Here is a 22192-nt window from a genome sequence, read left to right as displayed (position 1 = left end):
TGGAAGTAACTTATAACGAGCATCTGAACCTTGCCTCCAATGTTCCTTTAACATGCGTTGGATAAAAAGGACGCAATTATTTTTTTCTTTCTTTTTTCTTAATCCGCAACAATCAAATTCAGTCATTTTTCTTTGAAATCGTTATTTTTTGGTCAAAAAAAGACCCTTGAGGATGTCCTCAAAGGTCTTGCGAGTTTGGATTAGTAAAGCTCTAGATATTGATCGCGTTCCCACTCAGAAACAGTTTGACGGAAGGCTGCCCATTCCATACGTTTTGCTTCATTGAAGTTTGTGTAAATATGGTTTCCAAGGGCATCCACCATGATTTGATCTTCACGCAATGCTTTGATTGCATTGTGGATCGTTGATGGCAAATCATAGATTTCTGCTTCTTTACGTTCTTCTTCCGTCATCACATAGATGTTGCGGTCAACTGCTGCTGGCGGTGTTAATTCGTTACGGATTCCGTCTAAACCAGCTTCCAACAGAACAGCCATAGTCAAATATGGATTAGCTGCAGGGTCGACTGAACGTAATTCTAAACGAGTAGACAAGCCGCGAGATTCAGGGATACGAATCAATGGCGAACGGTTGCGCCCGCTCCATGCTACATATACGGGGGCTTCAAAGCCGGGAACTAAACGTTTGTAAGAGTTTACGATCGGGTTACATACTGCCGTGTATGCACGCGCGTGTTTCAATAATCCTGCTAAGAAGTGATAAGCAGTTTTACTTAATTTCATTGGGCCGTCTTCGTCATAGAAAACATTGCCGTCTTCATTGAATAAGGACATGTTGCAGTGCATACCAGAACCATTGATGCCGTATAAAGGTTTCGGCATGAAGGTCGCGTGAAGACCATGCTTGCGGGCAATTGTTTTCACTACTAATTTGAAGGTTTGGATGTTATCACACGCTTCGATCGCATCGGCATATTTAAAGTCGATTTCATGTTGTCCTGGTGCAACTTCATGGTGAGAGGCTTCGACTTCAAACCCTAAGCTTTCAAGCTCTAACACGATATCGCGACGGCAATTTTCACCTAAGTCAGTCGGTGCAAAATCGAAGTAGCCGCCTTTGTCGTTCAAATCTAATGTAGGATCGCCATTTTCATCCATTTTAAATAGGAAAAATTCTGGTTCTGGTCCTAAGTTGAATGATGTAAAACCAAATTCATCCATTCCCTTTAAAATGCGTTTCAAGTTCCCGCGAGGGTCCCCTGGAAACGGCGTGCCATCTGGACTGTAAATGTCGCAAATCAAACGTCCCACTTTGCCGTGATCACTTTCCCATGGGAAAATCATCCAAGTAGACAAATCTGGATACAAGTACATATCGCTTTCTTCGATCCGAACAAAGCCTTCGATAGATGAACCGTCGAACATCATTTTATCATCTAGGACTTTATCCATTTGGCTCACAGGTACTTCAACGTTTTTGATCGTCCCCATAATATCTGTGAACATCAAGCGTAAAAATCGGACGTTCTCTTCTTCAACAATTCGTTTAATATCCTCTTTACTTAGATCTTTTTTCGGCATAATATCTAATCCCTTCCTCGCACTTCATTTTTTTATTCCACAACCGCTACAGCTTAGGCCCTTGCGATTGGTATGGATTTTGTTGTTGAAAACCGCCTTGCGTCAGCATCTCATCGTAGAAAATACGACGAACATCTTTATCAGTCAATGGTGGTTTCTCTTTGGCCGCTTTGACCTCTTCTTGGCGCATTTGATAGACACGCTTGATTCCCGCCATATTTAACCCATCGGATAAATAATCCTTGATTTCAAGCAGCACATCAATGTCATTTAGAGAATACATTCTACGGTTGCCTTCACTTCGTTCCGGATGAATCAATTCTTGCTCCTCATAGTACCGGATTTGCCTTGCGGTCAAATCTGTCAGTTTCATAACTGTACCAATTGGAAAAACTGCAAGCGAACGACGCAATTCTTTTTCCCGCATACCATCTCCTCCTTGTATTTTGATGTTGAAAAAAGGATACCATCCGACGAACCAATCGTCAAGGCATAATGTTAGATTTTCTTACATAGAAATTAAAAACGTTCGGATTTAGAGAGAAAAGCTTGTATTATCAAGGTTTCTGTTTTATAAAAGTATCGTATACTCATTAAAAAGAAAAGGACGTGAACGCTTTGGCTCGTTTCCAAAACGGTGAGACCGTTAAAATAAAAAAAGACCAACCGATGGCTGGCTATTTAGGGATCATCATAAATTACAACAAAGAGACCCATACCTATCTTGTAAGATTCAACCACGAACAGCAGCTTTCCTTTCCTGAAACTGCTTTAGATAGAAAACAGGCCTAAAAAAAAGAGCTCAAGGTTGAGCTCCTTTTTACTGATGGTAGACTTCATTCACAGCGTTCGTTACTGCAACTTTGACGTGTTCAAATGTCAGACCGCCTTGAAGATATAACGAATAGGGTTCACGCAAAGGACCATCTGCACTCAATTCGATGCTCGCTCCTTGAATGAATGTCCCCGCCGCCATAATGATGTCATCCTCATAGCCTGCCATATAAGAAGGAATAGGGGCAACATAGGCATCAATGGGCGAATATTTCTGAATCGCTTGGCAAAACTGGATCATTTTTTCGCGATCCCGAAAATCGATCAGTTGGATCAAATCCGTACGCGGCTGATCCCACTTAGGGGTGGAGGCCAAATCGTATTCTTCCAATAACGCGGCAGAAAAAACAGCGCCTTGAATCGCTTGGCTCACCACATGAGGTGCCAGGAAAAATCCCTGTAACATATCAAAGACACTGCCAAGCATCGCACCGCCTTCAGCACCTACACCTGGTGTTGTTAAGCGATAGGCACAACGCTCGATCAATTCCTGTTTCCCAGCGATATAGCCGCCTGTTTTAGCGATTCCGCCACCAGGATTTTTGATCAATGACCCCGCCATCAAATCGGCACCCACTTGTGTCGGTTCCAATAATTCAGCAAACTCTCCATAACAATTATCGACAAAGATCACGACATTCGGCGCGATCGTTTTGACAAAATCACACATTTCTTTGATTTTTTTTATCGTAAATGAGGGCCGTGAGGCATAGCCTCGTGAACGCTGGATCGCAATCACTTTTGTTTTATCCGTGATCTTCGCTTTGATCCCTTCAAAATCAACAGCACCGTCTTCCAATAAGTCAACTTCGTCGTAACCGATGTTGTATTCCTTAAACGACCCGATTCCATTGCCTTGTACGCCGATAACTTCAAGTAATGTGTCGTAGGGTGTTCCGGTAATATAAAGCAGATCATCCCCAGGACGCAGCACACCAAATAACGAGGTGGCGATCGCGTGTGTCCCAGAAACGATTTGAGGGCGTACGAGTGCAGCTTCCGCGCCAAAAGTTTGTGCGTACACGGCTTCCAAAACATCCCGTCCCTGATCGTCATTCCCATACCCAGTAGAAGGTAAAAAATGGCTTTCCGAAACATGATTCTCTCGAAACGCGGCCAAGACTTTCGCCTGATTTGATAACGCGACCTCCCGCACTTCTTGCAATCGACCAGCGATTTTTTGATCGACTCGGTCGACTTTTTCAACTAACTCTGGTGCTAGATCAGTTGTCCAATTCATCATCCATTCTCCTAATCCAGAGAGAATTTTTCTTAGCAAACCCACGGACAACATAGTGTTCGTTTTCTTCATCAAAGGTTTCACTCAAGACAAGGGTCTCTCGTTTCATTTCACTTAATGCCTGGCCTTCATCCGCATTCAACGTTACTATATAAGGCTCTAATAAATTCATGATCTCCTGCTTGATGGAATCCTCAAGTAATTCCTTGCCTCTGTTGGTCTTTGCTGAAATCAACACACTTGGAAACAAGGTCGGAGTAAATGTAAATTCATCAATACGGTCGGCTTTATTGTAGATCGTCAGCATAGGGATAGTCTCCATGTGTAGATCCTTCAATAAGTCATTTACTGTCTTTTCTTGTTGCTGACGGTCCTCAGCACTAGCATCAACGACATGGAGCAGCAAGTCCATGCCGCGGCTTTCTTCCAGCGTGGACTGAAACGCATCCACTAATTGCGTCGGCAAATCTTGAATAAAGCCAACAGTATCCGTGATCGTCGTTTCCATTCCTTGAGGAAGATGCCAACGCTTTGTCAAAGGGTCCAACGTCGCAAACAGCTGATCCTCAGAATACGTATCTGCATTCGTCAGCAGATTTAGAATAGTCGATTTCCCGGCATTCGTATAGCCAATCAACCCCATCTGGAAAACGCTGGATTGCTGCCGTTTTTGCCGGCTTCGTTCCCGATGCGCTTCGACTTCCTTCACTTCTTTTTTGATAGCAGAGACCCGACGACGAATATGACGGCGATCGGTTTCTAGTTTTGTTTCCCCGGGTCCACGTGTCCCGATCCCACCACCGAGCCGCGACAAGCTTTGCCCTTGTCCAGTCAGTCGAGGCAATAAATACTCTAACTGTGCCAATTCTACTTGCAGCTTTCCTTCTTTAGAACGTGCTCTTTGGGCAAAAATATCTAAAATCAGCTGAATACGATCAATCACAGGAACACCAACCCGCTCCTCGATGGTTTGGCTTTGACGCGGCGTCAATGCATGGTTGAAGATGACCAGCTCTGCTTCATGGGCGTCTACCAATTGTGCCAGTTCTTCTACTTTTCCTTTACCGATGATCGTTTGACGATCGATTCTTGGACGTTTTTGGGTCAATGAAAAAACTATTTCGCCATGAGCCGTTTTGGTTAGTCCAGCCAACTCATGCATCGATTCCAAAAAGTTATACTTGGTCTCATCTGTTTCGACGCCGACTAAAATGACTCTTTCTGACAATTCGTTTCCTCCTAAGTAATGCTGCTTTATTTTTTAAAATAAAAAAAGACTCTTTCTGCTTCTTAACGGTCGATTTCTTCTATTGTTCCTCGCTAGACAACCATTTTTCTATAGCTGCTTCGACCTCGTCAATTGCTTCTGGATGTTGAACCAGATCATACCAATGAACCGACATCCGATTTCGAAACCAGGTCAATTGACGTTTTGCATATCTTCGTGAATGTAATTTTACTTCCTCGATCGCGCTGTCCAATGAACACTCGCCTGAAAAATAGGGGAAGAATTCTTTATAGCCGATTCCCTGTGCCGCCTGAACTTCTGGAGTCTTTGCTAGTTGCCTTGCTTCTTCAAGCACGCCTTGCTCCACCATTAAATCCACACGTTCATTGATTCGGCGATACAAGCGCGTACGCTCCGTGTTCAAGCCGATCAAAAAGCTGTCATAAAGTTCTTTCGGTTGTTCTTTCGGTTCTAAAATAGAATGGCCCGTCAATTCAAACACTTCCAGTGCTCGAATCATTTTTTTTCGATTATTGTAATGGATTTTTTCCGCAGCCAATGGATCTTTCGCCTGCAGGAGCTTCCACAGGGCTTCATTCCCTTCAGCTTCAGCGATCGCTTCGTATTTTTCTCTTAATGACTCGTCCGTTCGTTCGCCTTCACTTCCAAGTTTGTAGTCCCATAACAACGATTGGATATAAAGTCCTGTTCCGCCGACAACAATGGGGACTTTTCCTCGATCAGTGATTTCTTGAATCACTTCTCTAGCCGCCTGTTGGAAGTCGGCTGCAGAATAGCTTTGGTCTATATCTCGCACATCTATCAAATGGTGCAAAACGCCAGCCTGTTCTTCTAAAGTCACTTTTGCAGTCCCGATATCGAGGCCGCGGTAGACTTGCATGGAATCGCCGCTGATGATCTCTCCGTTAAACCGTTTGGCAAGGTCGATGCTCAAGCTCGTCTTGCCAACTGCTGTCGGTCCCACGATTGCAATTACTTTCATTGCTTATACCTGCTTCTCGCACGAATCGCTTTTTCCGGAAAATCAGTGATGATTCCAGCGAGGTTCTTTTCATAACAAGTCATCATCGTCTCGTACAGATTTGGCGTCCACGGACGGATGGTTTTCTCATAGTTTTTGGCGATTTCCGGATTCTGTTTGACCCAATCATAACTAGGATGCAAGCCCTCAATAAAATCAGTATCTAGAACGATTTGGCTTTTTTCTAAGTCATTTTTTTGAATCAGATCATATTGAGCATCCGGTTCAAATTGATGCATGATGTGCAGCGAATCAATATTGAAACTTGCATACCAATACGTAAATGGCCACTCTTTACTAGTCATGACCGCCGATATTTTTTCTTCGATCCCAGGATAATGGAATTTATTTGTTTTGATCTCAATACACAAAAAACCGCGAAAGCGCATTTGCAGCAATAGGTTCAAGACTTCCTGCAAGGTCGAAATCTTCGTTGCTTGGTATTTTTCATCAAACCAGCTTCCAGCATCTAGTTTTTTTATTTCCTTTAATGTCAACTCACGGATCAAGCCCTTTCCGTCAGTCGTTCGATCAACGCTCTCATCATGAATCACGACTAACTGCTGATCCGCAGTTAATTGAACATCCAGTTCGATCCCGTCTGCACCGGCTCGCACTGCTTCCATAAACGCAGGCAATGTATTCTCTGGATGAGTTCCAGCACTCCCGCGATGAGCAATAATTACTGTCATCTATAGTCACCTCGTCCGTAGTCAACGATCATTTTTCAATAACCTGATATAAGTCTGCTCACGAGTATTCGTGAATGTATTATTGTACGTTAAAATAGCGTAATGGTTGTTTTGTTGACCGAGATAATTTTTGTTTTTTCTCGTTCAATATTTCTAAAAGTTGTTCAGAGAAGGTCTCCATGACAATGCGCCCGCCTTTATAAGTATAGCCGCCGATTTTGACCGTTTCTTCAGGGGATAAAATAACTTTTCGATGGGAAATATTTTTGAAGAATTCTTCAATTAAATAATTTGGCAAATAAAAATTATTTTGCGCTGTGAATGAGTTCAAGTAGATAAAGTCATCAATCGTAATGTAGCAATCATCAAATGAATTAAAGGATACATATTCTTGCATCATCACATTGCGCTTTGATAAAACCTCATTGATTTTCTTGTTTAAAAGGTTGATTGTTTCGATTTCTTTGACCTGATGTTCCAGTTCTCTTTCACGAATATGGCGCGAATCAATATATCTAAAAACAAAGTAGACGGCGATCCCCGTCAAGCCTGCCCCGATCAATACACCGATTAGTCCGATTAATGCAATTTCCACATTTGTTCCCTCCCAGTTCCTATTAAGGACTATTTCTTTAAAAACACGTCGCTGTTCACTATGTGATCCCCTTGAAAATTTTAAAAAATGAGACGATCGCTTTTAAAGATATAAATAAAAAAAGCTCGTCTAATTTATAACATTTTTTTGTGATATACCATTTTTTAAAGGATACACGATGAAAATAAAATTAACGAATGAATAGTTTGTTCTTTTCGTTATTAATAGTACCATATTTTCGTGTTTCTAGGATAGTTTGATACGTCTTAAAAATCGAAGCCTTCCATTTGACCAAAACTGACCAACGTTGTATACTTTCTTTAAGTTTTAGCAATCCAACCTCGTTTGTGCTAAACTAAATTACGAACACTATTTTTAAGGAGGATTCACTATGAATTTAGTCCCTACAGTCATTGAACAATCATCTCGTGGCGAACGTGCTTACGACATTTATTCTCGTTTATTGAAAGACCGCATCATTATGTTAAGCGGTGAAGTGAACGATGATATGGCGAACACTATTATCGCCCAATTACTTTTCTTGGATGCCCAAGACTCTGAAAAGGATATTTATCTTTACATCAATTCACCAGGTGGTAGCGTATCTGCCGGTTTAGCGATTTTTGACACAATGAATTTTGTCAAAGCCGATGTGCAAACCATTGTACTTGGTATGGCTGCTTCTATGGGAAGCTTCCTGTTGACCGCTGGCGCGAAAGGCAAACGCTTTGCATTGCCAAACGCTGAGATCATGATCCACCAACCTCTTGGTGGTGCGCAAGGACAAGCAACAGAGATTGAAATCGCTGCTCGCCACATTTTGAAGACCCGCGAACGTTTAAACAACATTTTGTCTGAACGTACTGGTCAACCGATCGAAGTCATTGAACGTGACACAGATCGTGATAACTTCATGTCTGCCGACGAAGCAAAAGCTTACGGTTTGATCGATGAAGTAATGGAAAACAGCAGTTCTTTAAGCTAAACACAGAAAACCGAGGAAAATTCCTCGGTTTTTTTTGTGTTCTCTATAAAATACTCTCCTATAACCCAACATCTTCAAGGATCAAAAATAAAAGGATACGGTCTTTCTCCATCGAGCGGCGAGTAATCGCGATCGTATTGCAAATGCATTCTGTGTTCAGACAGTCTCCGCAGGTACCTTTCTTTATACAAGGTGTCTTTTCTAACCCTAAACGGTGGGCATTCAATGGCGCCGTGTTTTTGCGAACCATTTCTAAGGTAGTCTCAAGATTCCCATACACTTTTCTCATACTGATAAATGCGATTACTTTATCTGGTCCATACGTTAACGCAGCTACCCTGTTGCCAACACTATCGATGTTTACCAATTCTCCCTCTTCAGAGATCCCGTTGATACTAGTCAAAAAATAATCAGCAGTCAACGCTTGCTTCATCACCTGATGCCGCGCCTCCACCGAATTCGTTTGTTCGCGATCAATCATTTTCTGATCTCGCTGATACAACCTTTCAATTATCCCAGATTGTTCCACTGTAATAGAGCCGCCAAGCCCTACTGTCTTGTTCGGATCAATCATATCTAACGCATGATCTGTTGCCTCCTCTAAATTTCGACAAATGATTGGTTGAAATTGTCGGCGCGCTAATTTTTTACTAAGCGTCATTGCTGCAGCCAGATAACGTTCCCGTTGGTACTCTTCCATTGTTCGTAACCCTCTCCTTTAGCTTCTTCTTTATTCTCAAGTAAATTTCTCATAATAACAATAGGATAACGACTTTTTCTAATAAAAAATCACCCAAATTTGGGTGATTTCTTTACTCCTTTTGCGAATAGCCTGTTTGATAATCAATCGTAATGCCTTCTTGCACATTATAAACAAAAAGGTTAAAAGAAATTTGATCATCTTCGATACTTTCCGCCTCCATTTGAATGCCTCGCGCAACCAATTCTTCCCCTTTGAAATAAGGCGTCACCCGATAACGGACATGGTGATTGGTTTTACGTATATAATTTCCGATTTCCTTTTCGTGATCGTTCATCCCAGGGTCATTCAGTGAAGCTGTTCCCGTCATCAAGTTTTTAAGATTGTTATTTTCTCCTGAAAATTGATAGGCGATCAAATGGGCTCGATTATACAATGGCTCATCGTTGTAAAACTTTTGATGCCAGCCGGTCGGTTTGACAAATAAGCGTTCCCGTTCTTGGTGGGGCATCAATTCTTTTCCTAACATCGCATTTGCAACGCCAACTCGATTCAACGCGTCGAGATCAGAAAAGCTTGTCCAAGTACGCTGCTCAAGAGAAAGATCCTTTTTAGAAAAATCCGGTTGGTTATGATTTATCTCAATTGTTTGATGCTCACCGTCATACTCAGGAATCTCTGATAATTGACTTATAACGACTTCCTTGTTTGAATTTCCTGATTGGCTTTCCGGTGCTATCTGGGAATAAAGTCCATATATCCCGGCTAACGCAATGACGATTGCGGAAATAATTTTTGGTGCTTGCTTCTTTGCTGCGATGGTTCTCAACTCCTACTTTCTACTATTAGTGTCTCCCATCACACGAATCTCTTTAGTTCGTTTGTTTCCAAATTTTCTTGATTGCCGGTACATTGCCGAGTTCGGTTAAATTACTTGGCATAATAACAGTATTGCCATTGTTTTCAACCACGTGCTTGAAGGCTTCGATCCCCAAGTAGGCAATCATTTCATCCGTCAAATTACTTTCAGCAATGGCTTTATTGATTTCTCTGATTCGAGAAGTTTCCGCTTCGGTGATCTTTTCAATCCGTTCCGCCTCTGCTGCTGCATCGATTTTCGTCCGTTCGGCGCGGGCATCTGCATCGATTTTGGTTTGTCTTGCTCGAGCTTCTGCATCGATCTGCATTTCAGAGGATTTTGCTTCAGACTCTAAAATCACAGACTGTTTTTTCCCTTCCGAAATGGTGATCAAGGATTCTTTGTCTCGACTAGCAGTAATTAACTTATTCATCGAATTGATGATCTCGTTGGAAACCGAAATCTCTCCGATATTGATCCGATCTATGGACAAGCCATAACCGGCCGTAATGTCCTTCACACTCTCGTAAAGATTAACATTGATTTCTTCTGTGCCGTTTAATACCTCGTTCAGTTCCATTTTACCAATGATGCCTCGTAAATTGGATTGGCAATCTTGGATCATAGACGTGACAGAATCTTCATTATCATACACAAAAGCCCGTGCATCTGTCACGTGATATTTTATCGCTTCATCGATCTCTACGATTACATTGTCTCGAGTAATCACGCTTTGCGGTTCGATCTGAATAGGCGTTTGCTTTAATGACACACGACGGCGCACAACATATAAAATAGGGATCAGAAAATGCAGTCCCGGGTCGATTGTTTTTACATACTTCCCAAAGCTTTCTACGACCTTGACTTCCCCTTGCTGAACAATGACTACCAACTGACTAATGATAAACAAAACGACGACAGCTATGATTATAAATAAGATAATATTAACGATGAACAAGATAATTCACATCACTTTCTTCTAAATTATTATTGATGACAACAAGCAATTCACGACTGGTAAAATCAATGACCTCCAACATGTCGCCTATCTCTGGTGGCCCGTTTACTACTTTAAAATCATACCAACTGCCTAGAATTCGGATTGTTCCAATAACACTTGTTCCCTTGCTGCGAAAACATTTTCCCATGGTCTTTTGCATCTGATAATCCACACTCTCTCAACCCCTTTTTATTAGCTTCCTTTGATTATACCAAAAAGTTACCAAAAGAAATTTTTCTTTCGTTCATATTGCTTTACACTTCTTGCCTATTTTTTTACACTTATGCAAGAAAGAGAGGTAACGATATGGAAGCAACAAAAAAACAATGGTGGGGGCTTCTGATAATCCCTTTGGAATTATTGATAGGCGACTACCTTTTTCCGCTCCTTCATCTTGATAAGGACCCAAAAATTTCTTTGTTAAGTTCAACTGGTTTATTTCTAGCAGGTTTTCTGATTATGATTTACTTATTTCATGATTTTCTAAAGGAACAGTGGCAACTATATCGTCATAGACTTTTTCTTAAATTGCTGTTGAGTATCGTCTTAGTCGCGATCGCTTTCTTTATACTTAGTTTCGTACGCAGAATGATCCCTAGTGAACTTCTTCAGCTTCGCAGTTCAGAGAACACTTCTGGGCAAACACTAAGCGCTGGATGGGCCGTCTTGGCCGCTGTCTCACCCTTTATTGCTCCCTTTGCTGAAGAATTGACGTTTCGCTATTTATTGCTAGGAAAGTTTTCCAATGGATTTTTACGGATCGTCATGCTTTTTGTTCAAGGAATCTTATTCGGGCTGGTTCATTGGAACAATTTTAACGGGAATGTCTATGCCATGATTCCCTATATGGTATTGGGTGTTTACTTAGGCTTGATCTATTTATTTACTAAAAATATCTGGGGATCTATTATGGTTCACTGGATGTTAAACACCATGAACTCGATGTTTCCCGCTCTTCTACTGTTTGTATTAAGCTTTTTTGGAATCACCACGTAATCCTCCATATCGGGGGATTTTTTCGTGTCTCTTACCGATACCATTTTTAGAGTTTAGTCACCAATATCGTCTTGTCCACCTAAGAACGCTACAGCATTCAAGGAAAAGATTTTTATGAATCCCCATAAAAAAGCCTTCATTAAACGAGTTTTCTTCGTTTACCAGTTAAAATCACAACTAATCATCCATGCAGAATTCGCTTTAAAAAAAATATAAAAAAACCAACGCTCAGCCACAAACGTTGGTTTAATAAGGATAAATACCCCTGAGTGGGAGAACCCTCCCACATCACCTTTAGCATACATCAAGCACAGATTGAATAGCAAGAGTCCGTCAAAAGAAAAGTAAAAAATACCAAAAGCACCGTGACTGATCACAATCAAGTCCACGATGCTTCAAAAAGCGGGTGACGAGAATCGAACTCGCGACGGAAGCTTGGGAAGCTTCTGTTTTACCACTAAACTACACCCGCAGTACATTAGAGAGTATAACGCTTTTTATGAAATCAAACAACTATTTTTCTCAAACAACTAAATTGACAATTTGACCAATTCTGATTATCTTACAGATAGTAAGTATTTTTCAGGAAAGGATGTTTGCCATGGAAAAATTGAGCATGGTTCAAGAGTCTTTATCTAATGAAGCAAATAATGTCGTGTTCATCTCTTCTGAAACTTGCAGCATCTGTCATGTAGATGAACCGAAAGTAAGAAAGCTTGCCGAAGAGGCATCTATTCCTTTTCATCATTTAGACATTCTGCACGAACCAGAATTGGCAGGCTTTTTTGAAGTTCTGACTGTCCCTGCCGTTTTAGTCTACCACGACGGAAAAGAAATTGCGCGTCAATCCCGTTTTATTGATTTCACCACTTTAAACGAGTTATTGCAGCAATTGCCAAAAGATTCGGAAACCACGGACTATCAAACGCTATTCGGTGAGCAGTAAGCGAAACATTTGAGTTTCAACACCTCTATAAGCTAGACAGCAAAAAAACTGAGCACAGGCTCAGTTTTTTTTATTTGTCGTTATTGTTGTGGTGCAAGAAATAAATCAAGGTTTGCAATTCATTGGTCAGATCCACACTTTGGATAATAACATCCTCTGGTGCAGTAAGACGAGCGGCTGTAAAGTTTAAGATTCCTTTGATTCCAGCTGCCGCTAATTGATCCACCACTTGTTGCGCTTGTTGTGCTGGTAAAGTCAGAATAGCGATTTCGATTTGTTGCAATTTGATCTGTTCGACCATGCTGTCTAATGGGTACACAGGGATGCCATCAACGATACGTCCCACGATATCTTCTTTAACATCGAAGGCGCAGCTTACACGGATGCTGTTGCTTTGATGGAACTTGAATTTTAACAACGCGCTTCCCAAATTACCGACACCGACTAATGCGACGTTGGTCAATTGGTCGTCATTTAAGATTTTACCGAAGAAATGCATCAAATCTTCGACATCGTATCCATATCCGCGTTTCCCTAATTCACCAAAGTAAGAAAAGTCCCGACGAATCGTTGCGCTATCGACCTGGATCGCCTCGCTTAGTTCTGTAGATGATACTTTTGTTTTTCCAGCATTATTTAAAATACGCAAATACCGATAATATAACGGCAATCGTTTAACAGTCGCTTTTGGAATTGAATGTTCTTTCACAATAACTCTCCTCTATCAAAAATTTTCGTAAATGTTGAGTACTGCACTATAATAGCAAGAATCTTAGTGAAAATGCAACGCACTTGCTCGAAATTTTGTGAAAAAATCACGATTAACTGAAATGACCGCTTCCAATCGCAAGGTCTGCGAAAATATGATAGACTTAATCCATTCGGAAAAATAAATTTAAGGAAGATATCCAATGATTTTATTACAAGCAAATCAAATTGCTCGCTATTTTGGCGCAGACACGCTATTTGAAAATATCCATCTTGAAGTCGCCAGCAAAGCACGGATCGGTCTCGTTGGACGAAACGGTGCGGGCAAATCGACACTACTAAAAATTATCGCCAGTATCGAAGCACCCGATGCGGGGCAAGTCATCAAAAATAAACAAGCCACGCTGGGCTACCTCGCCCAAGATACGGGGTTGGACTCAACAGAAACGATCTGGAACGAAATGCTGAAGGCTTTTGAAAAAGTCCGTCAAATGGAAGCACGAATGCGGGAAGTCGAAATCGCTATCGGTGATACCCCAGAAACTGAGGCTCGCTACGCTTCTTTATTGAAGGAATACGATCAACTGCAGCATGATTTCAATGAACAGAACGGGTACGGCTATGAAAATGAGATTCGAAGCGTCCTTCACGGGTTTAAATTCGATGACAGTTTTTACGATAAAGAAATCAGCACTCTTTCGGGTGGTCAAAAAACGCGTCTTGCTTTGGCTCGTATGCTGTTAGTAAAACCAGACATCTTGATTCTTGATGAACCCACCAACCACTTAGACATCGAAACACTGGCCTGGCTGGAAGATTATTTACAAGGCTATGCGGGAGCTCTTTTAATTGTCTCTCACGACCGTTATTTTTTGGATCGCGTCGTAAACGAGATTTATGAAATTTCTCGCCATAAAATTCGCCATTATAAAGGAAATTACTCTCGTTATTTAGACTTAAAAGCCGCGCAGCTTGCTAGTGACTGGAAGGCGTATGAAAAACAACAGGAAGAAATCGGAAAGCTTGAAGATTTCGTCGCCCGCAATTTAGTCCGCGCTTCAACGACAAAACGCGCTCAAAGCCGCCGCAAAACATTAGAGAAAATGGATCGGCTAGACCGGCCGGATGGCAAGGAAAAATCAGCAAGATTCATGTTCGATATTGATAAAATTTCAGGCAACGTGGTCCTGCAAGTTGAAGAAGCTGCAATCGGCTATGAGGATACGTTGTCCGAGCCAGTGGATCTAGATATTCGTCGTGAGGATGCCATCGCCCTTGTCGGACCAAACGGGATCGGAAAATCTACGTTATTAAAATCCTTGATCGGTCAGTTGCCCTTCATCAAAGGGACTCCCCATTTTGGGACCAATGTGACGATCGGATATTACGATCAAGGGCAGGCGGATCTCCATGGAAATAAAACGATTTTAGCTGAGCTTTGGGATGAACATCCGACGACCCCCGAAAAAGAGATTCGAAGTGTTTTAGGTGGTTTCCTATTTAGTGGTGAGGATGTCGAAAAAACAATTCCGCTACTGAGTGGTGGAGAAAAAGCTCGTGTGGCTTTAGCAAAACTATCAATGAACAGAGAAAACTTTTTGATACTGGATGAACCTACCAACCATTTGGACATCGACAACAAAGAAGTGTTAGAAAACGCGCTGATCGATTATCAGGGCACCCTGCTCTTTGTTTCTCATGACCGTTATTTTATCAATCGCATCGCAAACAAAGTGATTGAATTATCTCCAGAGGGCAGCAAATTATACCTTGGTGATTATGACTATTATTTAGAGAAAAAAAGAGAAGAAGAAGAAATTGCTGAATTGCAAGCGAAAGAAAATGACCCTGTCGAAGTGCCTAAAAAGAAATTTCATCAGGACAAAGAACAGCAAAAGCTGATTCGCAGCTTACGTCGTAAAATCGAGTCGATCGAGGAAAGCCTCTCGTCTTTAGATGAAAAAATTGATGCACTTGAAACACAAATGAGTCATCCGGATATTTTGAATGATCATGTTCAATTATTAGAATTGACGAATGAATTGGAAACTGCTAAAGCATTTCAAGAAGAGCAGCTCGCAAGCTGGGAAGAACTCAGCTTGGAATTAGAAGAATTTGAATAAGTACAACTTTTGCCCGATGGCACCTCTCTCCTTTTTTGTTTTACTATAGGAGTGGAGGTGTTTTTTATGAAAAGACGATCTCGTCCCTTTTCTATTTTATTAGGCATCGTTTTAGTGTGCGCAAGTTTAGGCGCCCTCTCGTTGAAATTTTTTCCATTTAGCAATAAAGCAAATAGTCAGCAGAATTTTTCTGCTTCTGCCAATCAATACCTGCAAGAACATGGTCAGGATTTTTCATTGATTTTACAGACAGATCCGCGATGGTCCGGAAAAGCATATGGCAGCGGTTCTGATAGGAATGATTTAGCCACAAATGGCTGCGCGATCACTTCTTTAGCCATGATTCTTTCCTTTCAAGAAAAGCGAACAGTCTATCCAACAGAAATTCTGCAATGGAGCGGTGATCGCTATTATGAGAATGGACAAGGAACTGCATGGTCTATATTCCCTGCTTTTGCTGAACATTACGGTCTGACTGTTCAGAACCTTGGGAAGGATCAAGGAAAGATCCAGCAGTATTTGAATCAGAACCAGCCATTGGTGGTATCTGTCACCCCTGGTGAGTTTACAGAAGTCGGGCACATCATGGTGATCAAAAAGGATGTCCAGAGTGATCAGCTTATCGTTTATGACCCGAATGACAGCCCGGAAAAAAATCACTACATGCAAAAATATTCACTTGATTCCCTTTTGCCGCAACTCGCAAACGTATGGGTATATACAAAATAAAGCTGGTGCTTACGCACCAGCTTTATTTTTGGGGGTTCCTGCTTTCACAGGGGAAAAGAATTACTTTAGGGTTACGTTTATCTTACGTCAAAGATTTGAAAAAGCTATGAGCTTTTTGATGCAAAGTAAGAAAAAAATGTGGCGTATTTATGAATGTCTGTCAATTTACCTCTTCTCCTTTTTTTACACGGTGCCTCTAATTCCTCTTCATTAATGAACGTTTGTTTCTCTTTCTTAACAAAATAATAAGCGATTTTTTTCAGTATGAGGAATTGTTATTAAAAAGTTTGTTTAATATATCACAAAAGCTTTTCTTTTATCCCTCCCGTTATGTTAATTTGTGATAATAAATAATTAATGTAAAAAATACCAAAAAAAGGTTTACAAGCGATTTGAATACGGGTATATTGTGTGTGTAAACATTAAAGTATTTTATACTTAAAAAGGAGTTTTATCTATGTCAAACAACTTAGATTCTCAAGAGTACCTGAATAAAGTCGATGCATGGTGGCGCGCGGCCAACTATATCTCCGTCGCTCAAATGTATTTAAAGGACAACCCCTTATTAAAGCAACCGATAAAAAAGGAAGACGTTAAAACCCACCCGATCGGTCACTGGGGAACTATCGCTGGACAAAATTTCGTTTATGCACATTTAAACCGTGTGATTAATAAATATGATTTGAATATGTTTTACATTGAAGGGCCTGGTCATGGCGGACAAGTGATGGTCTCAAACTCTTATATCGATGGCAGCTACACAGAAATATATCCTGAAATCACTGAAGACGCTGAAGGGATGAAAAAACTATTCAAAATGTTCTCCTTCCCTGGCGGTATTGCTTCTCACGCAGCACCAGAAACACCCGGTTCCATTCACGAAGGCGGCGAATTAGGGTATTCCCTTTCTCATGCGACGGGGGCCATTTTAGACAATCCTGATGTTATCGCAGCAACTGTGGTTGGAGATGGCGAAGCGGAAACTGGCCCTCTATCTAGCGGCTGGTTCTCAAATGTCTTTATCAACCCGGTCAATGACGGAGCGGTATTACCGATCCTTTACTTGAATGGCGGAAAAATCTCGAATCCAACGATCCTTTCACGTAAAAGTGATGAAGATTTGGCAAAATATTTTGAAGGCCTGGGCTGGAAACCTTACTTTGTAGAAGGTACGGACCCTGAAAAAGTGCATCCGATCATGGCAAATGTACTTGATGAAGTCATTGAAGAAATCAAATCGATCCAATCTGAAGCGCGTAAGGGAAATGCGGAAGATGCTGAAATGCCTCATTGGCCAGTGATCATCTTTAGAACCCCTAAGGGCTGGACTGGTCCAGAAATTTGGAACGGAGAACAATTGGCCGGCACTTTCCGTGCGCACCAAGTACCGATCCCTGTAAGTTCTGAAGATATGGAGCATGCGGATAAATTGGTGGATTGGTTAAAATCGTACCGTCCAGAAGAATTATTCGACGAAAACGGAAAAATTGTGGCTGACATCCGAGCGCTCTCTCCTAAAGGCGACAAGCGTATGGCAACAAATCCAATCACGAATGGCGGAATCGATCCTAAACCAATGGTGATGCCTGATTGGAAACAGCATGCGATCGATACGACTGTTCCAGGTGCAGTGACTGCACAAGATATGATCGTCTTCGGCGAACAAGCACGGGATATGATCACAGAAAACCCAACAAACTTCCGTATTTTTGGTCCTGATGAAACAAAATCAAACCGCTTGAACAAAGTTTTCGATGTTACGAATCGCCAATGGTTAGAACCAAAAAACAGTACGGATGAATGGCAATCCTCAGTGGGTCGTGTAATCGATGGCCAGTTATCGGAACATCAAGCAGAAGGTTTCTTGGAAGGCTATGTACTGACTGGTCGTCACGGATTCTTCGCCAGCTACGAATCTTTCTTGCGTGTCGTAGATTCTATGCTGACACAGCACTTCAAATGGATGCGTAAAGCCAGCGCACATTCTTGGCGTAAAGAATACCCCGCATTGAACTTGATCGCGACTTCGACGGTCTTCCAACAAGACCATAACGGCTACACCCATCAAGATCCTGGTGTATTGACTCATTTAGCTGAGAAAAAACCTGAATTTATTCGTGAATATTTGCCCGCTGATGCCAACAGCTTAATGGCGGTAATGGACAAAGCGATGCAAGACAAGCAAGTGATCAATTTGATCGTCTCAAGCAAACATCCACGTCCGCAATTTTATTCTGCGGATGAAGCCGAAGAGTTGGTGGAAAAAGGACTTAAAGTCATTGATTGGGCAAGTACTGACAACGGGGCAGAACCTGATTTAGTCATCGCCGCAGCTGGTACAGAACCTAACTTAGAATCATTAGCTGCTGTCTCTATTTTGAACAAACAATTTCCAGAATTAAAAATTCGCTTTGTCAATGTTGTAGACATCTTGAAATTGCGTCATCCAGATATTGATCCGCGTGGTCTGACAGACGATGTATTTGATGCGATCTTTACAACCGACAAACCAATTATTTTTGCTTTCCACGGTTATGAAGGCATGGTACGTGACATCTTCTTTGACCGTCACAATCACAATATCCATATCCATGGCTACCGTGAAAATGGGGATATTACAACACCATTTGACATGCGCGTCTTCAGTGAAATGGATCGCTTCCACTTAGCACAAGATGGTGCCAATGCCGTTTACGGTGAACAGGCTGAGAACTTCTCACAACAAATGGACGACACGCTGCAAAAGCACCATGACTTTATTCGTTCAGAAGGAAAAGACTTAGTTGAAGTAGAAGATTGGAAATGGGCACCTCTAAAATAAAAAAAATAAAGCATCAGGAGCCGATCATTTGATCACTCCTGATGCTTTTTACATTTGTTCTACTAATGATTGTAAGATTCGGTCCATTTTCTCTCCATTGTCTTCCATGATGACCTTTTCCGAAAGAATGAAGGAGCCGCCTACACCGATCACGTGAGGATTATCCAAATACGAAACAAAGTTGTCTTTAGTGATTCCGCCAGTCGGCAAGAATTTCATATCGTAGAAAGGGCCGCTTAATGCATTGATAGCATCCAGTCCCCCGTAAATATCCGCCGGGAAGAATTTCACAACTGTAAGGCCATAATCTGCCGCAATTTGAATGTCCCGCGGTGTTGCCGTTCCTGGAAAAACTGGAATTTCTTGCTCTAAACAAAATTCGATCACTTCAGGTACCACTGCTGGAGACACCACGAACTTCGCACCATTTTCCACAGCGATTTTTGCTTCTTTCAACGTACGGACAGTTCCTGCCCCTACCGTTAATTTTCCTGATTCTGACAGTTTCTTGATGGCTTCTGCCGCACGGTCGCTGCGAAACGTCACTTCGATCAGCGGAACTCCGTTTTTCAACAAAATCTCTTCCACCTTATCTAAATACTCAAGATTCGTTGCGGTATAGAGCGGCAACAGCTTTGTTTGTACCAACTGTTCATACACTTCATGCTTCATCGTTACTGACATGTTTTCCTCGCTTTCTATCCAACTGCTAGCTTTTGCTTTTTACGATCGCCTCGTGCAGTCCTTGCATATACGTGATCCCCATTGCTCGGTCATATAGTCCGTATCCTGGACGTGCGACTTCACCAAAGAGCGTCCGTCCGTGATCCGGGCGAATCACGCCATCAAAACCAACTTCAATTAGCGCTTCCATGATCGCGTACATATCCAATGACCCTTCCGCAGATGGATGGGCGGTTTCTTTGAACTTCCGGTAACCAAGAAATTCCACGTTGCGGAAATGAACAAAGTTGATTCGATCCCCGATTTCGTGAACGATCTTCACCATGTCGTTTTCAGGATCTGCACCTAGGGCACCCGTACACAACGTAATGCCATTGTAAGGAGAATCCACCATGCTGATGATTCGTTTTAGATCAGCTAAATTTTTCGTAATACGTGGGAACCCGAAAATTTCCCATGGCGGATCATCCGGATGAATCCCCATTCTCACGTCTGCCTCTTCACAGACAGGAATGATTTTTTCAAGGAAATACTTCAAATTCTCGAATAGATCCTCTTCCGTCACGCCCTCATACATCTCAACTAATGAATTAAATTTGTTCAAACGTTCTTCTTCCCAACCGGAAAGCTGGAAGCCTTTTGACTGGCTGCTGATCAGCTTGTACATATCTCCCGGTTCCATATTGTCTACAACCTCTTGATCATAGAGCAAAGCCAAGCTGCCATCTTCATTTTCATAATTAAGGGTTGTTTTTGCCCAGCCGAAAATCGGTTTGAAGCTGTAGCAAATCAAATCCACCCCACACTCAGAAAGGTTTCGGATCGTTCGAATGTAGTTATCAATGTAATGGTCCCGTTCATCGGTGCCGGCCTTGATCGCATCATGGATCGCGACACTTTCAATGCCTAGCAACGCCAATTCTTCTTTTTCAATCGATTCTTTCAGTTCCTGAATTTCTGCAACTTCCCATACATCTCCGGGCATCTTATTCAACAATGTGCCAACGACACCATTGATACCGGGAATCTGCCTTACATGATTTAAAGGAATGGAGTCGCCTTTCTCTCCATACCATCTAAAGCCCCATTTCATAAGTTTTAGTCCCCTATCCTAATTAAAAGTCGTCTTCTTCGTCTGTTTCTTCCACTGATGAGATATGCCAAATAGCCAAGCTGTCTGTCCCTTGTGCCATCACTGCTGGCGCAGCTTCTTCTATAGGTGTACTTAGAATTTGATGATTGATCGTTTCAAGCAGCATCGGTAAATTAACGCCGCCGATGACATAAACGTTCGCTTGAAGCGCAGCCTCTAATTCGTTGGTGATCAAGACTGACTGATTGTACGGGCTGGCGCTTACTAAGTCCGTTAAGACAACGACTCCTTCGCCGTTATCAACTTCCTTTATAGCCGCCTCGATTTTTCCGCCTAATTCCTGAACATCGTCCCCGGGATTCAAATTCACGGTCGCGATGTTGTTCGTAGTCCCAATGATCACTTCCGCAGCATCTTTTAAGCCATCACTTAAGGTGCCATGTGTGGCGATTACGATTCCTAGCATAATTTCCTCCATTTCTCTCACTGAAACAAACTTGTTACAGCAGTAATATTTTTCATATTCAGCTTTTTCTCTTTTAAATCTGCGGCATCTAAGTAAAAAGCCGCCTTGTCTTCATCTCTTCGTGCACTGAAAAGATAGCTTACTTTTTGATTTGCCGCCTGATAATCAATGTCTTCTATTGCTTTTTTGCTACTGGGTGTCTCACCGATCAAATGTAACGGGGCTGAAGCCCCTACGCTGTCTAAGTAATAAATCTGACACTGACGACTGACCTGCTTTTGTAATTCGTCTAATCCTTTGCTGCCGTAGCTGCCTTCATCTAAAAAGGCATAGGCGACTTTTTCTTGTCGCTCATCGGCGATCATCTTCAACATCGCTAAAATCGACGAGGTGTTGCGAACCAATGTTTTCCGCTTAGACAATCCTTTCGTGACTTTTCCTAAGAGAACAAAATAAGCGCCGTAAGCAGCCACTATTATCAGTGTGCCGAGTGAATTCAATTGAAAGGAATGAGGCGACAGCCCCATGTAGACCAGCGTGCCTATGATCCCTAAAAGAATTGCCAAAATCGTGCTCACTAAAATGTAGGTCGTCGTCTTTTTCGCTTGGTCCTTACGATCAAACAACTGGTAGGAGCCAAAGCTCTCAGGAGGAGTATCATAGAATGTACAGATCACACGTTCTGCCTTTTCGACATCGCCGACATAGACGTTCCGAGATGCGTATTTCTTTTGCTGATCGTACTCGATCACTCGAATATCTTCGCGCATCTTTGCGATATCCGTGACTAAAGCGCTAAGAAATCTTTTTTTGCTTTTCTCTGTTCGACGTAACCGATAAACATATTGGTATCGAAATAGCCAATCGTTGAAGATCTCTGTTTGCTCCATGTTTACTCTCTCCTGTCTTT

General features: G+C 41.9%; 23 protein-coding genes and 1 tRNA gene. 7 read left to right on the top strand and 17 right to left on the bottom strand.

Annotation, left to right across the window (positions count from 1 at the left end; all coding sequences use genetic code 11):
• Positions 1-200 precede the first annotated feature (200 nt).
• Positions 201-1541, bottom strand: coding sequence for a type I glutamate--ammonia ligase (gene glnA / locus A5868_RS05700; protein ID WP_010781177.1), 1341 nt, complete (start codon positions 1539-1541; stop codon positions 201-203).
• 46 nt (positions 1542-1587) lie between these two features.
• Complete coding sequence (locus A5868_RS05695; RefSeq protein ID WP_010744471.1) at positions 1588-1968, bottom strand: MerR family transcriptional regulator; 381 nt, start codon at positions 1966-1968, stop codon at positions 1588-1590.
• Between the two features lie 191 nt (positions 1969-2159).
• On the opposite strand from A5868_RS05695, the gene A5868_RS18940 reads away from it, so the two are divergent.
• Positions 2160-2333 carry a hypothetical protein gene (locus A5868_RS18940; RefSeq protein ID WP_176281368.1) on the top strand — a complete coding sequence of 58 codons (174 nt, stop codon included), beginning with the start codon at positions 2160-2162 and terminating at the stop codon, positions 2331-2333.
• 28 nt (positions 2334-2361) lie between these two features.
• On the opposite strand, the gene A5868_RS05690 is transcribed toward A5868_RS18940, so the two are convergent.
• From A5868_RS05690 to A5868_RS05670, 5 genes are all read right to left on the bottom strand, one after another.
• Positions 2362-3615, bottom strand: a complete 1254-nt coding sequence (locus A5868_RS05690) for a methionine gamma-lyase family protein (protein ID WP_086305737.1) — start codon at positions 3613-3615, stop codon at positions 2362-2364.
• Positions 3599-4843 carry a GTPase HflX gene (gene hflX / locus A5868_RS05685; protein ID WP_086305736.1) on the bottom strand — a complete coding sequence of 415 codons (1245 nt, stop codon included), beginning with the start codon at positions 4841-4843 and terminating at the stop codon, positions 3599-3601. Before hflX ends, A5868_RS05690 begins: the two co-directional genes overlap by 17 nt.
• 79 nt (positions 4844-4922) lie before the next feature.
• Complete coding sequence (gene miaA, locus A5868_RS05680) at positions 4923-5846, bottom strand: tRNA (adenosine(37)-N6)-dimethylallyltransferase MiaA (protein ID WP_086305735.1); 924 nt, start codon at positions 5844-5846, stop codon at positions 4923-4925.
• Positions 5843-6577: a glycerophosphodiester phosphodiesterase gene (locus tag A5868_RS05675; RefSeq protein ID WP_086305734.1), complete on the bottom strand. Its 735-nt coding sequence runs from the start codon at positions 6575-6577 to the stop codon at positions 5843-5845. The genes miaA and A5868_RS05675 overlap by 4 nt, the downstream gene beginning before the upstream one ends.
• A gap of 79 nt (positions 6578-6656) precedes the next feature.
• A complete protein-coding gene (locus A5868_RS05670) occupies positions 6657-7172 on the bottom strand; it encodes a hypothetical protein (protein ID WP_010781183.1) in 516 nt (171 codons plus the stop codon).
• Positions 7173-7563: 391 nt separating this feature from the next.
• Here A5868_RS05670 and clpP point away from each other — a divergent pair, with 391 nt between their 5' ends.
• Positions 7564-8157 (top strand): ATP-dependent Clp endopeptidase proteolytic subunit ClpP, encoded by a 594-nt coding sequence (gene clpP / locus A5868_RS05665; RefSeq protein ID WP_010739616.1) that lies wholly within the window; start codon positions 7564-7566, stop codon positions 8155-8157.
• 58 nt (positions 8158-8215) lie between these two features.
• Here the strand turns inward: clpP and A5868_RS05660 are convergent, their stop codons facing one another.
• The 4 genes from A5868_RS05660 to A5868_RS05645 form a co-directional block, all read right to left on the bottom strand.
• Positions 8216-8857 (bottom strand): lactate utilization protein, encoded by a 642-nt coding sequence (locus tag A5868_RS05660; protein ID WP_086305733.1) that lies wholly within the window; start codon positions 8855-8857, stop codon positions 8216-8218.
• A 112-nt stretch (positions 8858-8969) separates the two neighbouring features.
• A complete protein-coding gene (locus A5868_RS05655) occupies positions 8970-9686 on the bottom strand; it encodes a DNA/RNA non-specific endonuclease (RefSeq protein ID WP_086305732.1) in 717 nt (238 codons plus the stop codon).
• Between the two features lie 43 nt (positions 9687-9729).
• A complete protein-coding gene (locus A5868_RS05650; protein ID WP_087654083.1) occupies positions 9730-10674 on the bottom strand; it encodes an SPFH domain-containing protein in 945 nt (314 codons plus the stop codon).
• Positions 10661-10876, bottom strand: a complete 216-nt coding sequence (locus A5868_RS05645; RefSeq protein ID WP_010781187.1) for a hypothetical protein — start codon at positions 10874-10876, stop codon at positions 10661-10663. Before A5868_RS05645 ends, A5868_RS05650 begins: the two co-directional genes overlap by 14 nt.
• Before the next feature lie 299 nt (positions 10877-11175).
• On the opposite strand from A5868_RS05645, the gene A5868_RS05640 reads away from it, so the two are divergent.
• Entirely contained in the window at positions 11176-11712 is a 537-nt protein-coding gene (locus A5868_RS05640) for a CPBP family intramembrane glutamic endopeptidase (RefSeq protein WP_254911043.1), read from the top strand.
• A 401-nt stretch (positions 11713-12113) separates the two neighbouring features.
• On the opposite strand, the gene A5868_RS05635 is transcribed toward A5868_RS05640, so the two are convergent.
• A tRNA-Gly gene (locus A5868_RS05635) sits at positions 12114-12184 on the bottom strand.
• Positions 12185-12313: 129 nt separating this feature from the next.
• On the opposite strand from A5868_RS05635, the gene A5868_RS05630 reads away from it, so the two are divergent.
• On the top strand, positions 12314-12658 hold the full coding sequence (locus A5868_RS05630) for a thioredoxin family protein (RefSeq protein WP_086305730.1): 345 nt from the start codon (positions 12314-12316) through the stop codon (positions 12656-12658).
• A gap of 70 nt (positions 12659-12728) precedes the next feature.
• On the opposite strand, the gene A5868_RS05625 is transcribed toward A5868_RS05630, so the two are convergent.
• Positions 12729-13367, bottom strand: coding sequence for a redox-sensing transcriptional repressor Rex (locus A5868_RS05625; RefSeq protein WP_010781253.1), 639 nt, complete (start codon positions 13365-13367; stop codon positions 12729-12731).
• A gap of 202 nt (positions 13368-13569) precedes the next feature.
• On the opposite strand from A5868_RS05625, the gene A5868_RS05620 reads away from it, so the two are divergent.
• From A5868_RS05620 to A5868_RS05610, 3 genes are all read left to right on the top strand, one after another.
• Positions 13570-15489, top strand: coding sequence for an ABC-F family ATP-binding cassette domain-containing protein (locus A5868_RS05620; RefSeq protein WP_086305729.1), 1920 nt, complete (start codon positions 13570-13572; stop codon positions 15487-15489).
• A 66-nt stretch (positions 15490-15555) separates the two neighbouring features.
• The gene (locus A5868_RS05615; protein ID WP_086305728.1) at positions 15556-16218 is read left to right on the top strand and encodes a C39 family peptidase; all 663 of its coding nucleotides are present in this window, start codon (positions 15556-15558) and stop codon (positions 16216-16218) included.
• Positions 16219-16675: 457 nt separating this feature from the next.
• The gene (locus A5868_RS05610) at positions 16676-19039 is read left to right on the top strand and encodes a phosphoketolase family protein (protein ID WP_086305727.1); all 2364 of its coding nucleotides are present in this window, start codon (positions 16676-16678) and stop codon (positions 19037-19039) included.
• A 48-nt stretch (positions 19040-19087) separates the two neighbouring features.
• Here the strand turns inward: A5868_RS05610 and A5868_RS05605 are convergent, their stop codons facing one another.
• Genes A5868_RS05605 through A5868_RS05590 form a run of 4 tightly spaced genes read right to left on the bottom strand, consistent with a single transcriptional unit; the run spans position 19088 to position 22172 of the window.
• Positions 19088-19723: a bifunctional 4-hydroxy-2-oxoglutarate aldolase/2-dehydro-3-deoxy-phosphogluconate aldolase gene (locus A5868_RS05605; protein ID WP_086305726.1), complete on the bottom strand. Its 636-nt coding sequence runs from the start codon at positions 19721-19723 to the stop codon at positions 19088-19090.
• Between the two features lie 25 nt (positions 19724-19748).
• Positions 19749-20816: a mannonate dehydratase gene (gene uxuA, locus A5868_RS05600; RefSeq protein WP_086305725.1), complete on the bottom strand. Its 1068-nt coding sequence runs from the start codon at positions 20814-20816 to the stop codon at positions 19749-19751.
• Between the two features lie 22 nt (positions 20817-20838).
• On the bottom strand, positions 20839-21282 hold the full coding sequence (locus A5868_RS05595; RefSeq protein ID WP_086305724.1) for a PTS sugar transporter subunit IIA: 444 nt from the start codon (positions 21280-21282) through the stop codon (positions 20839-20841).
• A 17-nt stretch (positions 21283-21299) separates the two neighbouring features.
• On the bottom strand, positions 21300-22172 hold the full coding sequence (locus A5868_RS05590; protein WP_086305723.1) for a hypothetical protein: 873 nt from the start codon (positions 22170-22172) through the stop codon (positions 21300-21302).
• Between the last annotated feature and the right edge of the window lie 20 nt (positions 22173-22192).

It is taken from the genome of Enterococcus sp. 12F9_DIV0723 (assembly GCF_002174375.1).
In the GTDB taxonomy this organism is placed as follows: Bacteria; Bacillota; Bacilli; order Lactobacillales; family Enterococcaceae; genus Enterococcus_A; species Enterococcus_A gilvus.
The sequence above is the reverse complement of the archived record's forward strand: the minus strand, read 5'-3'. Positions and strand labels throughout refer to the sequence as shown.

Bases quoted from the DNA above. Each gene is read 5' to 3' on its own strand.
- clpP (WP_010739616.1), top strand. From the start codon at position 7,564: ATGAATTTAGTCCCTACAGTCATTGAACAATCATCTCGTGGCGAACGT.
- A5868_RS05590 (WP_086305723.1), bottom strand. From the start codon at position 22,172: ATGGAGCAAACAGAGATCTTCAACGATTGGCTATTTCGATACCAATAT.
- A5868_RS05620 (WP_086305729.1), top strand. From the start codon at position 13,570: ATGATTTTATTACAAGCAAATCAAATTGCTCGCTATTTTGGCGCAGAC.
- A5868_RS05615 (WP_086305728.1), top strand. From the start codon at position 15,556: ATGAAAAGACGATCTCGTCCCTTTTCTATTTTATTAGGCATCGTTTTA.
- A5868_RS05660 (WP_086305733.1), bottom strand. From the start codon at position 8,857: ATGGAAGAGTACCAACGGGAACGTTATCTGGCTGCAGCAATGACGCTT.
- A5868_RS05595 (WP_086305724.1), bottom strand. From the start codon at position 21,282: ATGCTAGGAATCGTAATCGCCACACATGGCACCTTAAGTGATGGCTTA.
- A5868_RS05690 (WP_086305737.1), bottom strand. From the start codon at position 3,615: ATGAATTGGACAACTGATCTAGCACCAGAGTTAGTTGAAAAAGTCGAC.
- A5868_RS05640 (WP_254911043.1), top strand. From the start codon at position 11,176: ATGATTTACTTATTTCATGATTTTCTAAAGGAACAGTGGCAACTATAT.
- miaA (WP_086305735.1), bottom strand. From the start codon at position 5,846: ATGAAAGTAATTGCAATCGTGGGACCGACAGCAGTTGGCAAGACGAGC.
- uxuA (WP_086305725.1), bottom strand. From the start codon at position 20,816: ATGAAATGGGGCTTTAGATGGTATGGAGAGAAAGGCGACTCCATTCCT.
- A5868_RS05695 (WP_010744471.1), bottom strand. From the start codon at position 1,968: ATGCGGGAAAAAGAATTGCGTCGTTCGCTTGCAGTTTTTCCAATTGGT.
- glnA (WP_010781177.1), bottom strand. From the start codon at position 1,541: ATGCCGAAAAAAGATCTAAGTAAAGAGGATATTAAACGAATTGTTGAA.
- A5868_RS05630 (WP_086305730.1), top strand. From the start codon at position 12,314: ATGGAAAAATTGAGCATGGTTCAAGAGTCTTTATCTAATGAAGCAAAT.
- A5868_RS05675 (WP_086305734.1), bottom strand. From the start codon at position 6,577: ATGACAGTAATTATTGCTCATCGCGGGAGTGCTGGAACTCATCCAGAG.
- A5868_RS05645 (WP_010781187.1), bottom strand. From the start codon at position 10,876: ATGCAAAAGACCATGGGAAAATGTTTTCGCAGCAAGGGAACAAGTGTT.
- A5868_RS05610 (WP_086305727.1), top strand. From the start codon at position 16,676: ATGTCAAACAACTTAGATTCTCAAGAGTACCTGAATAAAGTCGATGCA.
- A5868_RS05605 (WP_086305726.1), bottom strand. From the start codon at position 19,723: ATGTCAGTAACGATGAAGCATGAAGTGTATGAACAGTTGGTACAAACA.